The 18674-nt window shown below is 63.8% G+C and carries 17 protein-coding genes and 2 pseudogenes; 11 read left to right on the plus strand and 8 right to left on the minus strand.

Annotated elements, in window-relative coordinates; genetic code table 11:
* The first annotated feature begins 23 nt into the window (after positions 1–23).
* Positions 24–2104, plus strand: a pseudogene (locus IVB50_RS42785) (methyl-accepting chemotaxis protein).
* Positions 2105–2108: 4 nt separating this feature from the next.
* Here IVB50_RS42785 and IVB50_RS23555 read toward each other — a convergent pair.
* Together IVB50_RS23555 and IVB50_RS23560 are read right to left on the minus strand one after the other, a co-directional pair.
* Positions 2109–2699 (minus strand): NADPH-dependent FMN reductase, encoded by a 591-nt coding sequence (locus IVB50_RS23555; protein WP_018456361.1) that lies wholly within the window; start codon positions 2697–2699, stop codon positions 2109–2111.
* A 51-nt stretch (positions 2700–2750) separates the two neighbouring features.
* Positions 2751–3461: an AraC family transcriptional regulator gene (locus tag IVB50_RS23560; RefSeq protein WP_245288436.1), complete on the minus strand. Its 711-nt coding sequence runs from the start codon at positions 3459–3461 to the stop codon at positions 2751–2753.
* Positions 3462–3993: 532 nt separating this feature from the next.
* Between IVB50_RS23560 and IVB50_RS23565 the strand changes: the two genes are divergently transcribed.
* From IVB50_RS23565 to IVB50_RS23575, 3 genes are read left to right on the plus strand one after another with little or no spacing between them, the layout of a single operon-like run.
* The gene (locus IVB50_RS23565; protein WP_018456359.1) at positions 3994–5091 is read left to right on the plus strand and encodes a DUF2336 domain-containing protein; all 1098 of its coding nucleotides are present in this window, start codon (positions 3994–3996) and stop codon (positions 5089–5091) included.
* The gene (locus IVB50_RS23570) at positions 5088–5408 is read left to right on the plus strand and encodes a PilZ domain-containing protein (protein WP_018456358.1); all 321 of its coding nucleotides are present in this window, start codon (positions 5088–5090) and stop codon (positions 5406–5408) included. The genes IVB50_RS23565 and IVB50_RS23570 overlap by 4 nt, the downstream gene beginning before the upstream one ends.
* Before the next feature lie 50 nt (positions 5409–5458).
* Positions 5459–6580, plus strand: a complete 1122-nt coding sequence (locus IVB50_RS23575) for an HD domain-containing phosphohydrolase (RefSeq protein WP_026233153.1) — start codon at positions 5459–5461, stop codon at positions 6578–6580.
* 26 nt (positions 6581–6606) lie between these two features.
* Here the strand turns inward: IVB50_RS23575 and IVB50_RS23580 are convergent, their stop codons facing one another.
* Both IVB50_RS23580 and IVB50_RS23585 read right to left on the minus strand, forming a co-directional pair.
* The gene (locus IVB50_RS23580; RefSeq protein WP_018456356.1) at positions 6607–6810 is read right to left on the minus strand and encodes a hypothetical protein; all 204 of its coding nucleotides are present in this window, start codon (positions 6808–6810) and stop codon (positions 6607–6609) included.
* Between the two features lie 131 nt (positions 6811–6941).
* A complete protein-coding gene (locus tag IVB50_RS23585; RefSeq protein WP_026233152.1) occupies positions 6942–7619 on the minus strand; it encodes a nitroreductase in 678 nt (225 codons plus the stop codon).
* A 128-nt stretch (positions 7620–7747) separates the two neighbouring features.
* Here IVB50_RS23585 and IVB50_RS23590 point away from each other — a divergent pair, with 128 nt between their 5' ends.
* A complete protein-coding gene (locus tag IVB50_RS23590; protein WP_026233151.1) occupies positions 7748–8710 on the plus strand; it encodes an alpha/beta hydrolase in 963 nt (320 codons plus the stop codon).
* A gap of 46 nt (positions 8711–8756) precedes the next feature.
* Here IVB50_RS23590 and IVB50_RS23595 read toward each other — a convergent pair whose 3' ends face one another.
* The gene (locus tag IVB50_RS23595) at positions 8757–9128 is read right to left on the minus strand and encodes a nuclear transport factor 2 family protein (RefSeq protein WP_018456353.1); all 372 of its coding nucleotides are present in this window, start codon (positions 9126–9128) and stop codon (positions 8757–8759) included.
* Positions 9129–9231: 103 nt separating this feature from the next.
* Here IVB50_RS23595 and IVB50_RS23600 point away from each other — a divergent pair, with 103 nt between their 5' ends.
* Positions 9232–9795 carry a TetR/AcrR family transcriptional regulator gene (locus IVB50_RS23600; RefSeq protein ID WP_247297435.1) on the plus strand — a complete coding sequence of 188 codons (564 nt, stop codon included), beginning with the start codon at positions 9232–9234 and terminating at the stop codon, positions 9793–9795.
* 15 nt (positions 9796–9810) lie between these two features.
* On the opposite strand, the gene IVB50_RS23605 is transcribed toward IVB50_RS23600, so the two are convergent.
* Entirely contained in the window at positions 9811–10281 is a 471-nt protein-coding gene (locus tag IVB50_RS23605) for a cupin domain-containing protein (RefSeq protein WP_018456351.1), read from the minus strand.
* 203 nt (positions 10282–10484) lie between these two features.
* Here IVB50_RS23605 and IVB50_RS23610 point away from each other — a divergent pair, with 203 nt between their 5' ends.
* Positions 10485–10733, plus strand: a complete 249-nt coding sequence (locus IVB50_RS23610) for a hypothetical protein (protein ID WP_247297438.1) — start codon at positions 10485–10487, stop codon at positions 10731–10733.
* A 223-nt stretch (positions 10734–10956) separates the two neighbouring features.
* Positions 10957–12048, plus strand: coding sequence for a type II asparaginase (locus tag IVB50_RS23615; protein ID WP_026233150.1), 1092 nt, complete (start codon positions 10957–10959; stop codon positions 12046–12048).
* Between the two features lie 129 nt (positions 12049–12177).
* On the opposite strand, the gene IVB50_RS23620 is transcribed toward IVB50_RS23615, so the two are convergent.
* Positions 12178–13053, minus strand: a complete 876-nt coding sequence (locus IVB50_RS23620) for an MBL fold metallo-hydrolase (protein ID WP_247297440.1) — start codon at positions 13051–13053, stop codon at positions 12178–12180.
* 132 nt (positions 13054–13185) lie between these two features.
* Between IVB50_RS23620 and IVB50_RS23625 the strand changes: the two are divergent.
* Positions 13186–13719 (plus strand): annotated as a pseudogene (locus tag IVB50_RS23625) (transposase).
* Between the two features lie 163 nt (positions 13720–13882).
* Here IVB50_RS23625 and IVB50_RS23630 read toward each other — a convergent pair.
* Positions 13883–15505: an ABC-F family ATP-binding cassette domain-containing protein gene (locus tag IVB50_RS23630; protein WP_204511036.1), complete on the minus strand. Its 1623-nt coding sequence runs from the start codon at positions 15503–15505 to the stop codon at positions 13883–13885.
* A gap of 317 nt (positions 15506–15822) precedes the next feature.
* Between IVB50_RS23630 and IVB50_RS23635 the strand changes: the two genes are divergently transcribed.
* The gene (locus IVB50_RS23635; RefSeq protein ID WP_247297442.1) at positions 15823–18126 is read left to right on the plus strand and encodes an autotransporter-associated beta strand repeat-containing protein; all 2304 of its coding nucleotides are present in this window, start codon (positions 15823–15825) and stop codon (positions 18124–18126) included.
* The gene (locus tag IVB50_RS23640; RefSeq protein ID WP_247297444.1) at positions 18123–18662 is read left to right on the plus strand and encodes an autotransporter outer membrane beta-barrel domain-containing protein; all 540 of its coding nucleotides are present in this window, start codon (positions 18123–18125) and stop codon (positions 18660–18662) included. Before IVB50_RS23635 ends, IVB50_RS23640 begins: the two co-directional genes overlap by 4 nt.
* Positions 18663–18674 lie beyond the last annotated feature (12 nt).

Consider the following 18674-nt stretch of genomic DNA (forward strand, 5'->3'; position numbering starts at 1 on the left):
CGCGCCAGTTGCCGGACAGAATCATGAAAATCGGTACGCTCCTGACCACCGCCATCGTCTCGCTCTCGACAGTGGGCGGCGGCCTCGCCGTCTACGTCGCCGTGACGAAATACCAGACGATGGAACGGATCACCGAAGCGCAGGGGCGGCTGGCGATCGTCCGCGCCGTCAGCGACATCCCGCGCTACCTCAATCCCGAGCGCGGCTTTTCCACCAACATCCTCTATGGCCCTCCCGCGGTCGACCCGGCGCTGCTTGCCGAGCAGGACAAGCTGCGCAAGCAGACCGATGCCGCCCGCGACAGGATGAACGCGCTGCGCAAGGACCTGCCCGGCCCGTTCGATGACGGCAACACCACCGGCGGCAACATCGACGCCATCAATTCGAAGTTCACGGCGCTGCGCGAAGCCATCGACAAGGCGATGGCAGGCCCGCCGGAGGCGCGCAAGGATGCCGCCAAGAAGATCGTCGCCGACAACGCCGTGCTCAACGCCGGCGGGACCGCGCTGCTCAACGAGCAGGTTCGCCGCATGGCGATCCTCAACGGCGATGCCTACCGGCAGGCCAGCTACGCCAACATCGCGATGACATTGCGCGACGTGGGCGGCTTCAACTCCAGCCTGCACAAGAATCTCGTCGGCGGCAAGAAACCGGCGACCGATGCCGAGAAGGCCGAGATCAGCCGCTCGCAGGGCCGCAACGATCAGATCGTGATGTCGCTGCTGGAGTTGCGCGGCAATCCCGCAACGCCGGCGAACGTCGCCGCCGCGCTGGAAAAATTCAACGCGATCTACATCGAAGAGTTCGGCCGCGAGCTCAAGCTGGTGAAGGAGGGTGCGGTCACCGGCAGTACGAACACGACATGGACACCTATTACACCGCCACGCAGCGCGGCCTCAGCACCATTATCGAGGTCCGCGACGCCTTCTACGACAACGCCGAGCAGATTCTCGCCGGTGCCTCCACTGCGGCCCACACCAGCTTCACCATCGCACTCGCGGGACTCCTCGCCGTGCTGATCGCCAGCGCCGGCCTCATCGTAACGGTCCGCCGCCGCGTCTGCGCCCCGATCGTCAACCTGACGACGCGGATGTCGCGGCTTGCCGAAGGCGAGGTCACGGACCAGATTCCCGGCGCCGAGCGTTCCGATGAAATCGGTGCCATGGCCGCGGCGGTCCGGGTCTTCAAGGACAACATGATCAGGGCCGACAGCCTCGCGGCCGAGAAGCAAGCCGAGAACGACGGCAAGATGCGCCGCGCACAGGCGCTCGACGGGATCACCCGCGCGTTCGAAGCCAAGGTCACCGAGCTCGTCGGCGGCTTGTCCCGCGCTTCAGCCACCATGGAAAGCACGGCGCAGTCGATGACCTCGACGGCTGCCCAGACCAACAGCCAGGCCGCCGTCGTCGCCGCCGCCTCACAGCAGACATCGAGCAACGTGCAGACGGTCGCGAGCGCCACCGAGGAGCTGACCTCTTCGATTTCGGAGATCGGCCGTCAAGTGGCCCAGTCCACCGAGATCGCGGCCCGCGCCGTCGACAACGCCCGCCGCACCGGCGACACCGCCCGTGCGCTGGCCGAGGGCGCGCAGAAGATCGGCGACGTCGTCACGCTGATCCAGAGCATCGCCGAGCAGACCAATTTGCTGGCGTTGAACGCGACCATCGAGGCCGCCCGCGCCGGCGACGCCGGCCGCGGCTTCGCGGTAGTTGCTGCCGAGGTGAAATCGCTGGCGGGCCAGACCGCCAAGGCCACCACCGAAATCTCCGAGCAGATTTCGGCGATCCAGGCCGCGAGCGACGAGACCGTCACCGCGATCCGCAACGTCGCCGACGTCATCGGCGAGATCGACCAGATCGGCACCGCGATCGCGGCCGCGATCGAGGAACAGGGCTCGGCGACCAAGGAGATCGCCCGCAGCGTCCAGGAAGCCGCGCGCGGCACCCAGGAGGTCAACACCAACATTTCAGGCGTGCAGCGCGCCGCCGACGACACCGGTACGGCCGCGCGGGAGGTGCTGGGCGCAGCCGAGCAGCTCTCGTCCCAGTCACGCGATCTCGCCGGACAGTTCGACCGCTTCCTCGGTGAGGTCAGGTCGGCGTAAGGGCTTAGTACGGCGGCGCCTTGCGCGCCCGCTGCGCCTTGGCCGCCTCGATCCACCATGCGAGATCGTCGGCGAAGCGCGGGAACGAGCGTTCCAGCGCTTTGCCGCCCTCGCCGATCGGTTCACCCGCTTCCGACAGCGTCTGTGCGATCGGGCCGACGCCGATGGTGCTCGACACCACCACCATGCCCATCTCCGACAACGTGCCATGCCAGGCGGTCGAGGCACGCGCGCCGGACAGGCGGCCGGCCGAGTAGCTCACGATCGCGGCTGGGCGCCAGAACCACTCCTCGAGGAAGTGGTCGGTGAGATTCTTCAGGCCCGGCTGGATGCCCCAATTGTATTCGCCGGTGACGAAGACGAAACCATCTGCGCCGCGGATCTCTCCGGCGAGCTTCTCCAGCGCCTCGGGTGCGGAGCCCTTGCGGTATTCCTTGTACATGCGATCGAGCATCGGCAGGCCGATCGCCTTGGCGTCGATAAACACGACGTCGTCGCCGCGGGCGCGCAGGCGATCGATGACGAAATTCGCTAGGCGTATGCCCATGCGGTCGGAACGGTAGGAACCGTAGAGGACGAGAATGCGATTGCTCATGGGCAGCAGTATAGCACGGATCATCAGGCCGGCCCTCAACGTTTTGACGCGCTAAGTTCGCCGTCCGGATTCAAGCGTTTGCGACGGTGTCTCGCCGAACTGGTCGCGATAGCTTCTGGAGAAGTCGCCGAGATGCCAGAAGCCGAACGCCAGCGCGACGGCCTTGACACTATCGGCACCCGCGAGCAGCCGCTGACGCACCAGCCACAGCCGCCGCAGGCGCAAGTAGCGGTGCAGGCTCATTCCACGATAGCGGCGGGCGACGTCGTGCATGGTGCGAACGGACAAGCCGAGTTTGCGCGCGATCTCGTCGCTGTAGATGGGCAGCGAGAGGGCGTCGGAAAGCAGCGCGCGGATGTCCTGAAAGACTTTGAAGTTGCGCTCGTCATTGGGGCGCAGGGTCCATCGCGCGGGAACGATACTTTCGAAAATTGCGTCCACAGCGCCGAGCAGGGTCTCCTTCATGCCGGCCGCCTTCAGCGGCAAGTCGGGCGAGGCGACGGGCTCCGACGCGGCTTCCAAGACTTCCCGGACCACACCGCGAAGCCGGCTCAAGCCCGCAGCGGTCGTTTCGAAGATGTTGAAGCAGAGGGTTGCTTGTGGCCAGCCGCGATCCGTCACCTCCGGCCTGAACACCACCGAGGCGATTTGCCGCTGCACCTCCTCAATGATGGTGTAAGCCGCGCCGCCGCTGCCGATGACGATAACGGGTCGTATACGCCGCGCGCCGTTGAATCGAACGGTCACGTCCAAATCGTCCATCGTGAATCCGATCGCGGTACAATTCTCGACGAGCTGTGCGTCGACGACCCGCGGAAATGCCCGCGTCAAATTCACGTCGCAGCCGGGTAGCGACAGAATACTCTGCTCGGCCGAAATCCTCCGTACAAAAGGCGTGAACTCGAAGTCGAGCCCTCGTATGGCGTTTCGAATTCATCGACGTCGGTGAAGCGAAATACCTTTGGCGCCAGCGTCGGCGGATCATCACTTCTATTCATGGCAATGTGAACTTCGCGTCGCAACACACGCGTCCGGCGACGATGCCGGCCCGCTTCTGCGCTCCGTGTGCCTTAAGTCTGAAAGAATCACTTCGAACTATGCCGACCAGTTGGCGAGCGTCGAAGTCCAAGGACAAGGCGGCGCATCAAATCTCGCCAATTTTCGATAGCGTTTTCCGTGTGGCCAGCGGTGCAGATATACCTAGACGAGCAAAATCCAAACTTCAAATTAACGTCTGTCGGGCGGAATAGGTGCAGTTCGATAGTCCAAATTAATTTTAGGTCAGGCCCCTGCCATGATGGCAAATTCGCCTGCTGATATTCTTGCTGAATTGGAAGAGGTGGTCGCAACCTACCCACCGCACCGTTGCGCACGCATTCTCGCCGGCATGGTGCAGTTGCTCACTGGCAGCCGCGGCCAGTGCCGGGAATTGCTCGTCAACGTGGTCGACGGTGTTCTGCTGCGATTGACGGAACGGGTCGAGGCCAGCGCACTGGTTCAGCTCAGCACGGCGCTCGCGGAACTTGACATCGCGCCTCCCGAAACATTGTGGCGTCTCGCCTCGCACGATAGTCCGGACGTGGCATGTCCTGTGTTGCTCAAGTCGCGTGCACTTTCCGCAGCCGATCTCGAGGCTGTCATTGACTCCCGTGGCGAGTGGCATCGACGCGCGATCGCCGCGCGCAGCGACATCGCGCCGACGGTGACTGAGGCGCTGATCAAGCACGGCGGCCCGATCTGCCTTGACCTGATCAAGAACCAGGGAACGAAATTCTCCGACGCAGCCTATGCAGCGCTAATTGCCAAGGCCGACCAGGACGGCGAGATCGCGAAGGCGCTGGTGCTCCGGCCCGGCACGCCCGATCTGGTCGTGCGCAAGCTGCTCTCCGCCCCACCAGCCCGGAAGGCACCCGCCCCGTCCGCCGCAGCGCCGGTGCCGGAAGCGGAGCCGGCTCCGCCAAAGCGGCCTTGCCGGGCCGACTACGCGGGCGCGAGGCCGGAGATCGTCGCCCTCAACCGCGTCGGCAAGCTCAACGATTCCACGGTGAACCGCTTTGCGATCCGCGGCGAGACGGCCAATTTGTTCACGGCGCTGTCGGTGCTTTCAGGGGCGCCGCTCGAAATTATCGAGCATGTCGCGAGCGATGACGATTGCGAGGGGCTGGTCATGGCGTGCCGGGCGTCGCGGCTAAACTGGCAGACCACCCTTACCATCCTGAGCAACCGCAGCGGAAAAAGGCTCTCCTATTCCGAGCGCGAGCGCGCGCAACGGATCTTCGAGACGCTGCTTCTGTCCACCAGCCAATGGACAGTGCGATGGGGGCAAATAGTAGCAAACGCCAGCACAGGCGACCCGGGAAATTGCAGCCCGAAGATGGGGGTTAGCCGATGAAGTTCGACGGTCGCAAAGCGATGCGCGTAAAAATGGATCACAAGCAGCCTGTCAATCTAATGGGCTCGGACGGCACTTGGCGGCGCAGTTGCGTTTTGCTCGACATATCGCAAAGCGGTGCCAAGATCGAGGTCGAGGGCACGCTCGACGTGCTCCAGGCCAAGGAATTCTTCCTGCTGCTGTCCTCGACGGGGCTCGCCTACCGGCGCTGCGAACTGGTCTGGATCGACGGCACCACGGCCGGCGTGCACTTCGTCACCGCAGACGGCAAGAAGAAACCGGCAGCCTCTGTGCAGGCTGCCGCTCAGAACAAATAGGCCCAAGGATTCATCAGCCCGATCCAACTCCAGCATGATTCAGGTCAACCGTGCAGAACGCGCGAACTATATCCCGCCCCGTCAAAGGCGACGGCGGCATCCGAGAGAAGGAAGCGGCACGCCCATTCGTGCATGTGCTGGCTGACTCCTCGGAAAAATTGTCGAGCGTCTGTTCGATTCTCGAGCAACGGTTTGCCTTCGCAGGCGAACGGCTCGACGCAGAAGCCAAGCTGTCCCAGATGCCGTTCGCGATCGTCATCCGTGCGGAATTGCGTGACGTCCACACCATCGCGGCCATCAAGAAACGAGCCATAAAGTTCGCAAAGGCAACGAAGCGCATCTTCCTGGTCGAGCACCCCTCTCACATGAGTATCTCGCAGGCCTACGCGCTCGGGGCCACGCTCGTCCTTCCCGGGACGATCGACAAGATCAAGCTGCTGGCAGCGCTGGCTGATTCCGCCGAAGAGGCGTCTGCTTCCTCAGGTCAGGCGCCGCAGCAGGACAATGCCGTCGAGGCCGCGGCGACGGCGATCGCGTCGATGTTCACGGCCGTCGCGCTCGGCGAGCCCATCGATGTCGACGGCACGAAGGAAGCCGGCCGCAAGATCGCTGATCGCATCACCCAGCATGGCTTGTCCGAGTGGCTCACCACTGTGCGGCGCCACCACGAGGGAACCTACCAGCACTGCCTGCTCGTGACCGGCGTTGCGATCGACTTCGGACTGAGTCTCGGTGTGGGCCGCGCCGATCTCGAGCGGCTGTATTCGGCGGCCATGTTCCACGACCTCGGCAAGGCCCGGATCCCGCTTGCCATCCTCGACAAGCCCGGCCGTCTCGATCCGGCCGAACGTGCCATGATCGAGACTCACCCGATTGCGGGTTACGATTTCCTGAAAGACCACGACAATATCTCACCGGAGATCCTCGATGCCGTGCGGCATCATCACGAATTTCTTGACGGCAGCGGCTATCCGGATGCACTCGGGGCCGAGAGTATTGGCGACATCGTGCGGATTCTCACGATCTCGGACATCTTCGCGGCCCTGATCGAGTATCGGCACTACAAGCCGACGCTGCCACGCAGCGAAGCCTATGACATCCTATGCGGGATGAGCGGAAAGTTGGAGAAGGCGCTGCTGACCGCGTTCAGGCAGGTCGCTCTCACGAGGTAAGCGCAGCAACCCGTCTCGACCCCAGTCTAGTGCGCGGCGCGATGTCTGGTGCGGCGCGGAACGGTCCGGCAGGCGAGCCCTTCGGCCAGCAGCTTCATGTCCTCGTGCCGGCCGCTGCGGATCAGCCGGCCGAACTCTTCGGGTGTGAAAGGAAGACTTGGATCATCATCGATCGGACGCCGCACTCGCGGGCCGAAGAACCGTCGAACCAGGCTAGCGAGCCGCCGCATGTCAATTCCCTCGCGCCAGCATCAAACCTTTCAGTCCGCACATTGTTCCTCCTGCACGATCGAGATTGCAAGAGGCCGCCAAGCGGTCCGCACCAAAAATTTCGGCGAGAGAATAATCTCCTCTGCCCGCACTACTCGGCGAATCCGACGTAGCGCACGAAATCGTCGTTGCCCTCGCGATCGGAGCGCACCGCGTTCGCGGCAAAGTTGTCGTCAGGATAGCCCATCGCGACGCAGGTCATGATCACCTCGTCCTCCGGAATGTTTACGACCTCGCGCACGATGTCAGAGCGCATGATGCCCTGCCCGTTGATCACCGAACCGAGACCGCGGTCCCAGGCCGCGAGCACGATGCCGTAGCAGAGCGCGCCCAGGTCGAAATGGCAGACCGCGCCGGGATCGAGCACGCGGTCATAGGTCAAGACCAGCGACACCGGCGCATCGAACTGGCGGAAGCCGCGCAGCACCCAGTCCTGCCGCATCGGCTTGTCGTCGCGCGCGATCCCCATCGCGCCGAACAGTTTCTTGGCGACGTCGACTTGCCGGGTCCGGTGCACGCCCTGATACTCGCCGTGACTGACGATGTCGCGCTTCACCTTGGCGCCGCCAACCATCTCCTCCATGTTGCGTCGGCGCAGCCGTTCCAGCGGACCGCCCGTGAGCACGTGGACGTGCCAGGGCTGGGTGTTCATCGACGAGGGCGCACGCTTGGCGCTGTCGATGATCGCTTCGATCACCGCGCGCGGCACCGGCTCGTTCCTGAAGCCGCGCACGCTGCGGCGCGACTGGACCAGCGTTTCGAATTCCACCTCAAGACCTCCCTGCCCGTTCATCCCCTGGCGCGCCAACACGCGAGCGGTTGCCGATGCGGCGCGCAATATCTATGCTAACCCGCAAGCAAGACCAAGAACCCTGTGAGGATCCCATGAAAGCCAACATGGCTGCACCGCTCGATCCCGTCATCGCCCAGATCATTCCGCTGCTGCCAATGCGCGATGCCACGACGATGACGCCACAGAGCGCCCGCGATTCCTTGCGTGCACTGGCTGCCTCACGCGCGGCCATAGCGCCACCACCGGTCGACATCATCGCGGATATCAAGGTGAAAGGCGGCGCCGGTCCGCTGGATGCACGGGTCTACCGCGTCGGCACCACGCCGGCGCCGACCGTGGTGTTCTTCCATGGTGGCGGCTGGGTCGCGGGCGACCTCGAGACCCACGACCGGCAGGCACGCAACCTTGCGATCGAGACGGGCGCGGTCGTCGTCTCCGTCGATTATCGCCGTCCGCCCGAAACGCGTTTTCCCGGCGCGTTCGAGGACGCCTTTGCCGCGGTCAGCGACGTGTTTGGCCGCGTCGCGGAATTTGGCGGCGATGCAAAACGCTTCGGCGTTGCCGGCGACAGCGCCGGCGGCAATCTCGCCGCCACCACCGCGATCGCCTGCCGCGACGCCGGCATCAAGCTCGCGGCGCAACTCCTGGTCTACCCCGTGACCGACGTCCTCGGGAGTTATGCGGACGCGCGCGAGAACGCACGCTTCCCCTCGCGCGCCGAGAATGCCGAAGGCTACTTCCTCTCGCGCGCCGTGATGGAGTGGTTTTGCGGTCATTATCTCGCCGATCCCTCTCATGCGACCGACTGGCGCGTTTCACCGCTGCGCGCGGCTTCGCTCGCCGGCGTCGCGCCCGCGATCGTCACCACCGCCTGGTTCGATCCCCTGCGCGACGAAGGTGCAGCCTACGCACGGGCGCTGGAGGCAGCCGGTGTGCCGGTGAAGCATCATGAAGGCCCCGGCCTGATCCACGGCTATTTCGGCCTCGGCGACGCCTCCGAGGTGGCGCGAGCCGAAGCGCAGCGCGCACGCGCGGACTTCAAGGCGCTTCTCGCGCGCGGCGCCTGAGGGCGATATCCGGAGCGGCAGGATCGACCGCCGCGCCGGCCGGCGTTCAGGACTTGGCAGCGGGCACCTCGAAGAAGCCCGTCGCCTGAACGAGGCGGCCATCGTCGCCGAAACGGCCGAAGCTCTCGCCCGTGACGAACACGCGACCGGCGCCGTCATACATCGTCCAGCGAAAAAGCCCTTGATCATGGTGCTCGAGGAAGCTGTCATTCCTGAAATGCGCGCCAGGAAACTTGAGCTGGGTTTGACCGATGCGCGCCATCAAGGCGTCGCGTCCCTCAACCTGCGAGCCCGGATCGGTATACACGCAGTCCGCGACCACGCTTTGCTCGAGCAGCCGACGCCGCTCGTCCTCATCGATGGGTCCCCACGCCGCCTGATAGGTGTTCCAGGTCTTCAGTCGCGCTTCATCGTTCATCTCGCAGAACCTCTCGTGGCTTCATGCCGCTTTCGGTCATATTGACAATTATTGATACTTTGTCAATATGACCCGACGTTCAGTTCCGACGCTTGTGAGGCTCATGGCTCGTTCCAGCATTTCGAAAGAAGAGCTCGCCGTCGAGGCTGCGACGGAGGTCTTCTCCCGCTACGGCCATGCCCGCACGACGATGGGCGACATCGCCGCCAGGGCGGGAATGTCGCGGCCGGCGCTGTATTTGCTCTTCCCCGACAAGGACGCCGTGTTCGCGGCGGTGATCCAGCGAATGGACGAGCAGAAGCATCGGGAGATCAGGGCCGCAATCGCGCGCCTCGACGGCCTTCACGCCAGGCTGCTCCACGCCTGTAAATCCTGGGGATCGCATGGCTTCGACCTGATCGAGGCGCATCCCGATTCGGCAGATCTGTTCGACCTCCGTTTCCCCGCAGTTCGGAAGGTCTACGACAACTTCCAGTGTTTGGTCGCCGACCTCATCCGCGATCAGGTGAATGCCGCCGGGTTAGCGGTCGAGCCGGAGGTGCTGGCGCGATGCCTGGTGTTCGGCATGCGGGGACTGCGCGAAACCGCCAGGAACGGCAAGGAGATGCGGCGGCTGATCGCCGTTCAGGTCACCACGCTCGTCAGAAGCATCAATGACGGCACTTGAGCTTCGAAGAGCCGCCTACCGCGCCTTCCCCGCCCGCTGCGCGTCGGTGTGCCCCCAAGTTTGGTCCCAATCCTGACCGGCGGCATCGACGACGCGGCCGTCGGCTTCGAAGAACTTGTTCGGCACCTGGAAGATCGCCAGGATCAGGGCGCCCTCCGGGCACCAGGCGGCATGCCGGCTGCCCGCCTCGCGCCAGATGAATTCGCCGGCCTTGCAGGTAATCCCCTTGGCCGGTCCCTCGTTGTCGACGAGAGCGCCCTCGATGACATAACTCTGCTCGACGCCGACATGCTCGTGATCGGGCAGCACCGATCCCGGCGCAAAGCGCATCAAGGCCGTCATCAGACCGCTGCTGCGATCGAACAGCAGCGTCTTGGCCTCGCAGCCGGGAAAGCGCGTCTTCTGCCATTCCATCTCTTGCGGCCGAACCAGGTGAGAATGCCGGTCAGAAGCGGCATCCGGCATGTTCGCAATCAGGGTCTCCATTACGATGCTCCCTTTCGGCTAAACTCGCCTGAAGCTAGCAGGATCGCCCGTCCCGGTCAGCGAGCAGTGCAGCAGGCGTCGGCCCTTTCGTACCCGCGGTCGGAAATCGCCAGCAAGACCGGGCGGCAGGCGCTCATCCAGCTTGATTGCGCCACGATTTCCGGCTCCAATCCGCGTGCCATTTCTGGTTTAGGGAGACAATCATGATGAAGCGGATTTTCCTGGCTGCGATCGTTGCCACGTTCGCAGCGGGTTCGGCCCTCGCGGAGGACACCTGCGAAAGCAAGGCGGTCGGCAAGGACGGCAAGGCCCTGGCTGGCGCCGCCAAGGCCTCGTTCATGAAGAAGTGCAAAGCCGAAGCCTGCGCGCCCAAGGCCGTCAGCGCCGAGGGCAAGCCGCTCGCCGGCGCCGCCAAGAACAGCTTTATGAAGAAGTGCGAGATGGGCGCGTAAGGCGCCGCAAATTCGCTGCTGCTTTAGCGAGCAATCGCCAGACGAACTGCCACATGGCCGGGCTTGTCCCGGCCATTCGCGTGTGTGTTTCCGTGTGCCGGCTTCCAGACCAAATCATCCGAAAGCAGCGTCGCCCTAGACAGGAGCTCTCGACTGACCGATCATGCGGTGCTGAGCGAAACGGGGCGCATCGACAAGGCTTTCTAGCAAAGGGAACGTCAAGATGTGGCAACCTCGAGTGCGTCATCACTTCATCGCGGCAATGAGCTTGCTCTTCGCGCTGCTCATCGGACTTGAAGCCGCGAACGCGCGGGGCCCGGGACTGCCCAATGTCATGGTGCTCGCAACCGGCGGCACGATCGCCGGCAGCGGGGCGAGCAGCACCACCGTGGTCGGCTACACCGCCGCCACGGTGGGCATTGAGACGCTCCTGAATGCCGTCCCCGAACTGAAAACGGTGGCTAACGTCAAGGGCGAGCAGGTTTTCCAGATCGCCAGCGAGAACATGAACAATGACTACTGGCTCAAGCTTGCCAAGCGCGTCAACACGCTGCTCGCGCAGGACGACGTCGATGGCATTGTGATCACGCACGGGACCGATACGATCGAAGAAACCAGTTATTTTCTGGACCTCGTCGTCAAGAGCAAGAAACCTGTCGTCGTCGTCGGCGCGATGCGGCCGTCGACGGCGATCAGCGCGGATGGACCGATCAACCTCTTCAATGCGGTGATCCTCGCAGGCAGTGACGAGGCCGTCGGCAAGGGCGTGCTCGTTGCTCTCAACGATCAGATCAACGCGGCTCGCGATGTCACCAAGAACAACACCTCGACGGCGGACACCTTCCGTGCCCCGGAACTCGGCTTTCTCGGCTACATGCAGGGCAACAAGCCGTACTTCTATCGTCAATCGACGCGCCGGCACACGGCGGACTCCGAATTCGACGTCTCCAGCCTCGATGTCCTGCCGCAAGTCGACATCGTGTACGGCTACGCCAACATGAACCGGGTCGCGATCGACGCGTTTGTCGCCGCCCGGGCCAAGGGGATCGTGCATGCCGGCGTCGGTGACGGCAGCCTGGCTCGCCCCGCGGTCGAGCCAGCCCTCGACGAGGCCCGCAAGAAGGGTGTCGTGATCGTGCGCAGCAGCCGGGTCGGCAACGGCATCGTCGCGCGCAACGGCGAGGCCAAGGACGACGAGCACGACTTCGTCGTCTCGGATACGCTCAATCCTCAAAAGGCGCGCATTCTGCTGATGCTGGCGCTGACCAAGACGACCGACACCAAGGAAATCCAGCGGATGTTCTATACGTACTAAAGCGTTCGACGCGCGGGCGCTCCACGAACTCGTCTTGCCCGGGCTTGTCCCGGGCATCCACGTTTTTGTTTCGTGCAGCCATGGTCGTGGATGGCCGGGACAAGCCCGGCCATGACGGCGACCCAGTGGTCAATCCCGCTTGAAACGATAATCAAAGGCGGCGCCGAGCGGCCTGATCAGCCCGACCGTCGGCGCCGGGAAATGAATCGGCAGGATCAGCGTGTCGGTGTCGGCGACGGAAGCAAAAAACTTTCGCCGCGACACCGCGGACTGCTTCGCATCCCAATCCGGCTTGGCCGACCAGTCCGGCTCGCGGCACTGGATCTGATGATGCATGAGGTCGCCGGCGACCACCGCGCGGCGCCCCTTCGAAAAGATGTTCACGCAGCAATGGGAGGGCGAATGCCCCGGCGTCGGCGTCAGCGTGACGGTGTCGTCGAGCGCGTAATCGTCATCGACCAGCAGCGCTTGGCCTGCCTCGACGATCGGCAGGCAATTGTCGCGAAACACGGTGCCGGGCGGGTTGCGGCCCTTGGCATGCTCGGCCTCCCAGGCCGCATATTCACCCTTGTGGAAGACGTATTTCGCATTCGGAAACGTCGGCACCCAACGGCCATCGCGCAAGGTCGTGTTCCAGCCGGTGTGGTCGATATGAAGATGCGTGCAGAACACGTAGTCGATCTGCTCGAAGCCGATGCCGAGCGCGAACAGCTCGTTGCGCCAGCGTTCCTTGCCGGGAAAATCGAACGGCGGCGGATGGCCCTTGTCCTCGCCGGTGCAGGTGTCGACCAGGATGGTATAGCGCGGCGTGCGCACCACGAAGGTCTGATAGGTGATGACCATCATGCCGCGCGCGGCATCGAACACCTCCGGCTCCATGGTCGGCAGATGGTGCCTGAACACACCCTCGTCATAAGCCGGGAAAAAATCCTGCGGCCGCCGCCACGGCCCCTCCCGCTCGATCACCGCATCGATGGTGATGTCGCCGATCCGGAGTTGCTTCATGGCTATTTCGCTCCGCTTTTTTGAAACAGCGTAGCGAGAGCCCCTGAAACGTGCAAGCAAGCGAATGGATTGCAAATCTCTCGATCTGGTTGTAGCCCGATGGAGCGAAGCGTAATCCGGGAAGGTGCTCGCGTGGTTCGCTATCGGCGCAATCTTCTCCCTGGTGGGACCTTCTTTTTCACCGTGACGCTGGATGATCGAAGATCATCCGTGTTGGTCGATCATGTGGACAAGCTGCGCCACGCATTCCGGGTGGCGCGCGCTGAAAGGCCATTCACGATCGAAGCAATCGTGGTCCTCCCTGATCATCTGCACGTCATCATGACGCTGCCGGACAATGACGCTGATTTTTCCGGCCGATGGCGGCGGATCAAGAGCTCCTTCACGCATCAACTGGCTGTTTCAGGTGCCCCCATCTCCCGCAATCGTCGGGGGGAGTTCTCTCTGTGGCAAAGGCGGTTTTGGGAGCACACGATTCGTGACGACGCCGATTTCGAACGCTGCGCCGACTACATCCACTTTAACCCGGCCAAGCACGGGTATGTCTCTTCGCCGGCAGACTGGCCGCATTCATCGCTTCACCGCTAGGTCCGCGAAGGCGTGCTTCCGCCCGATTGGGGAGGAGCTGGAGAGATAGTTGGTAGCTTCGGCGAACGCGAAGACTGACCCGGATTACGCTTACGCTCCATCCGGGCTACGAGATTTCCACGGACTCCTGTCGCCCGGATGAGCGAAGCGACATCCGGGGCCGGACCATCCGCAGCGCACGACTAGCCACGCGGCACGAAACCCGGATTACGCTTCGCTCCATCCGGGCTACCGCCGATCACTACGACCGCAACCCCGGCGCTTCCTGCCCCGTGCGCGCGACATATTCGGTGTAGCCGCCGCCGAACTGGTGGATGCCTTCGGGCGTCAGCTCCAGCACGCGGTTCGACAGGACGCTGAGAAAATGCCGGTCATGCGAGACGAACAGCATGGTGCCCTCGAAATCCGACAGCGCCGTAATCAGCATCTCCTTGGTGGCGAGGTCGAGATGGTTGGTCGGCTCGTCCAGCACCAGGAAGTTCGGGGGATCGAACAGCATCTTGGCCATCACCAGGCGCGCCTTCTCGCCGCCCGAGAGCACGCGGCAGCGCTTCTCGACGTCGTCGCCGGAGAAGCCGAAGCAGCCGGCGAGCGCGCGCAGGGAGCCCTGCCCCGCGGTCGGAAACGCATATTCGAGTGACTCGAACACCGTCTGCTCGCCGTCGAGCAAATCCATCGCGTGCTGCGCGAAATAGCCCATTTTGACGCTGCCGCCGACTGCAACGGTGCCCTCGTCCGGCTCGCTCGCACCGGCGACGAGCTTGAGTAGCGTCGATTTGCCGGCGCCGTTGACGCCCATCACGCACCAGCGCTCCCTGCGGCGGATCATGAAATCGAGCCCGTCATAGATCCGCTTGCTGCCGTAGCCCTTGAAGACCTTTTTGAGCGCAACGACGTCCTCGCCCGAGCGCGGCGCCGGTGGGAAGTCGAACGCCACCGTCTGGCGGCGGCGCGGCGGCTCCACCCGCTCGATCTTGTCGAGCTTCTTCACCCGGCTCTGAACCTGCGCCGCATGAGATGCGCGCGCCTTGAACCGCTCGATGAATTTGATCTCCTTGGCGAGCATGGCCTGCTGGCGCTCGAACTGCGCCTGTTGCTGCTTCTCGCTCAACGCCCGCTGCTGCTCGTAGAATTCGTAATTGCCGGCGTAGGTCGTAAGCGAGCCGGAATCGATCTCGACCACTTTCGAGATCACGCGGTTGATAAACTCGCGGTCGTGCGAGGTCATCAGCAGCGTGCCTTCGTAGTCGTGCAAGAACTTCTCCAGCCAGATCAGGCTTTCTAGATCGAGATGGTTGCTGGGTTCGTCGAGCAGCATGACGTCGGGACGCATCAAGAGAATACGCGCCAGCGCCACGCGCATCTTCCAGCCGCCGGAGAGTTTTCCGACGTCGCCGTCCATCATCTCCTGGCTGAAGCCGAGGCCGGATAGCGCCTCGCGCGCACGGCCGTCGAGCGCGTAGCCGTCGAGCTCCTCGAACGCGTGCTGCACCTCGCCGTACCGCGCGATGATCTCGTCCATCTGGTCGGCCTTGTCGGGATCGGCCATCGCGGTCTCGAGCTCGCGCAGCTCGGCGGCCACCGCACTCACCGGTCCCGCCCCGTCCATGACCTCGGCCACGGCGCTGCGGCCGGCCATCTCGCCGACATCCTGGTTGAAATAGCCGATGGTGATGCCGCGATCGGTCGAGACCTGCCCCTCATCGGGCAGTTCCTCGCCGGCGATCATCCGGAACAGCGTGGTCTTGCCGGCGCCGTTCGGGCCGACGAGCCCGATCTTCTCGCCCTTGTTGAGGGCGGCGGACGCTTCGATGAACAGGATCTGGTGGCCGGCTTGCTTGCTGACGTTGTCGAGGCGGATCATGAGGTCTTTTTGGGGGATTGTTGCGTTGCAGCGTCATAGGCCATGCAGGCCGCCAGGGGAAGCCTGGCCGAGCCCGTGTTGTCTGCTCGGAGAGACCTTGGCCGCACGCCGAAGTTGCTGCCTGTGGCTGAAATGACGCACGCCGCCAGCAATGGCCTCGGCTGCGAACAACGGTTCATTGTTCCAGGGGTTCCACTCCGATAGCGTCGCCATGTCGTGCCGCCAATGGCCTGGCAGTCAACAAGACGTCAGGTGGGCAAGTGTCGGGATTTCGGCGGATTTCAACCAAGCGGGCAGCGTGGCTGGCTTCGACTGCCTTGGCGGCGACGCTGGCCGGTACGGCGGCGGCGCAGGCCGCAGATTCGACCTGGTCGACCAGCCCAGGCACGGGCGACTTCAACACCGCCGCCAATTGGAGCCCGGCCGTGGTGCCAACTGGCACCGCGTTCTTTGGCACCTCCAGCACGACGGCAGTTTCATTCTCGGCCGACGCCAGCTTCGGCGGCTGGACCTTCAACAGCGGCGCGTCGACTTACCACTTCACCAATAGCCGGTCTCTTTCCTTCATCGACGCTGGTATCAATGCCCAGGGCGGCCAAGTCTTTATACGCAACGACACAAATGCTCTGAATTTCTACAACAGCAGCACGGCCGGCGCAGGAGCTGCTCCTGCAACTCAATTTGACATCCAGAACGGCGGCAGCGTCAACTTTTACGACACCAGCACGGCCGGTAATTCCCGCATTAGCTTAGGCGGCGGTGGCGCTGCCAACAGGATCTATTTCAACAATTCTAGCACGGCCGGGAACGCGCAAATCAACGCCTTCAGCGGCAGCCCCGCTGTGGTGTTCAAGGACACCAGCTCAGCCGGCACTGCAAGGATCTTGGTGAACAGCACCGCCACGTTCAGCAACGCGAGCAGCGCCGGCAGCGCCGCATTCAACGGCAGTGGCGTTCTGCAATTCTTCAATAACAGCACAGCCAGCAGCGCCGATGTCACCCTGCAATTGGTCCAGTTTTTCGATACGAGCAGTGGCGGCAATGCCACTCTGAGGACTTTTGCGGGCAGTGTCGTTGATTTCTCGACCCTAACATCCGCGGGGACGACTGCCGGCTCGATCAGTGGCACGGGCACGTTCAACTTTGGCACAAAAACGATCACGGTTGGCGGCAACAACCAGTCGACCACAGTTGCTGGTACGATCCAAGGAATCGGCGGTGCGCTGGTCAAGACCGGCACCGGCATGCTGACGCTGTCGGGCACCAACACCTACGCTGGCGGCACCACGATTTCCGCTGGAACCTTGCAGATCGGCAACGGCGGCACCACAGGCTCGGTCCTCGGCAACATCACCAACAACGCGGCGCTAATTTTCAACCGCTCGGATGCGGTCACCTTTGGCAGCGCCATCGGCGGCAGCGGATTGGTCTCCAAGCAGGGCACCGGCACGCTGACACTGTCGGGCACCAACACCTACACCGGCGGCACGACTGTCAACGCAGGCGAGCTTGTGGTGAACGGCTCGATCGCATCGTCGGTGCTGACCGCCGTCAGCAGCGGCGCCACGCTGTCGGGCGTCGGCACCGTCGGCAATACGGTTATCAACACCGGCGGCACCCTGGCGGCGGGCAACGGCGCCGCAGGCACGTCGCTGAACGTAACCGGCAGTCTCGCCCTTCAGTCCGGCGCCATCTACATGGTGCAGATCAATCCGACGACTTCGAGCTTCATCGGCGTGACGGGTTCGGCCACGCTCGGCGGCGCCACGGTGAACGCGACCTACGCCAATGGCAGCTACGTCGCCACGCAGTACACGATCCTCACAGCAGGCAGCGTCAGCGGCACGTTCGGAGCGGTGGTCGACACCAACCTGCCCACGAACTTCCATACGACGCTGAGCTATGATCCCACCCACGCCTATCTGAACCTGGTCCTGAACTTCGTCCCGCCAGGCGGCAGTTTGACTGGCAACCAGAACGGGGTCGGCAATGCCATCGTCGGCTACTTCAACACCAATGGCGGCATTCCGCTGGTCTATAGCGGGCTGACACCGGCCGGCCTGACCCAGGCCTCGGGCGAGACCGCGACGGGGTCGCAGCAGACCACTTTCAACGCCATGACCCAGTTCATGAGCATCATGACCGATCCGTTCACGCCCGGACGCGGCGACGGCGTCCATGCGCCGGCCTATGCCGAGGATAATGTTGCCGCCAACGCCTACGCCTCGTCAGGCAAGCCGCGCAGCAAGAACGAGCGCGACGCTTATGCCGCGATCTACAGCAAGGCGCCGCTGCGGAGCAATTACGATCCGCGCTGGAGCGTGTGGGCGGCCGGCTTCGGCGGCGCGCAAACCACCGATGGCAACCTCGCGGCAGGCTCCAACACCAGCACCAGCCGCATCTTCGGCATGGCGGCCGGTGCCGACTATATCCTTTCACCCAACACCGTCGCAGGCTTTGCGCTCGCCGGTGGCGGCAGCAGTTTCAACGTCGTCAATGGCGGCAGCGGTCGCTCCGACCTGTTCCAGGCCGGCGCCTTCGTGCGCCACACGCTCGGCGCGGCCTACGTCTCGGGCGCGCTGGCCTATGGCTGGCAGGATGTCACCACTGCCGCACCGTGACGATTGCCGGCGTCGATCACCTGCGCGCGCAGTTCAATGCGAACGCCTGGTCGGGACGCCTCGAAGGCGGCTACCGCTTCGTGACGCCGTGGATCGGCGGCGTCGGCCTCACGCCCTATGCGGCCGGGCAGTTCACCACCTTCGACCTGCCGGCCTACGCCGAGTCCGTCGTCTCCGGCACCAACACCTTTGCGCTGGCCTACGGCTCGAAGAGCGTCACCGACACCCGAAGCGAACTCGGCGTCCGCGCCGACAGATCCTGGGCGATGCCGAACGCGATCCTCTCGCTGCGAGGCCGTGCGGCCTGGGCGCACGACTTCAACCCGGACCACGCCATCAACTCCACCTTCCAGGCGCTGCCCGGCGCCAGCTTCACCGTCAACGGCGCAAGGCAGGCCAGCGAGTCCGCGCTGACGACGGCGTCCCTCGAAATGAAATGGATGAACGGCTGGTCTGCGGCAGGCACCTTCGAGGGCGAGTTCTCCGAGGTCACGCGCTCCTACGCCGGCAAGGGCGTGGTCAGATACGCCTGGTGAGAGGCGTCCTCC

Origin of the sequence: Bradyrhizobium sp. 87, from assembly GCF_023073015.1 — a bacterium.
Taxonomy (GTDB): Bacteria; Pseudomonadota; Alphaproteobacteria; order Rhizobiales; family Xanthobacteraceae; genus Bradyrhizobium; species Bradyrhizobium canariense_D.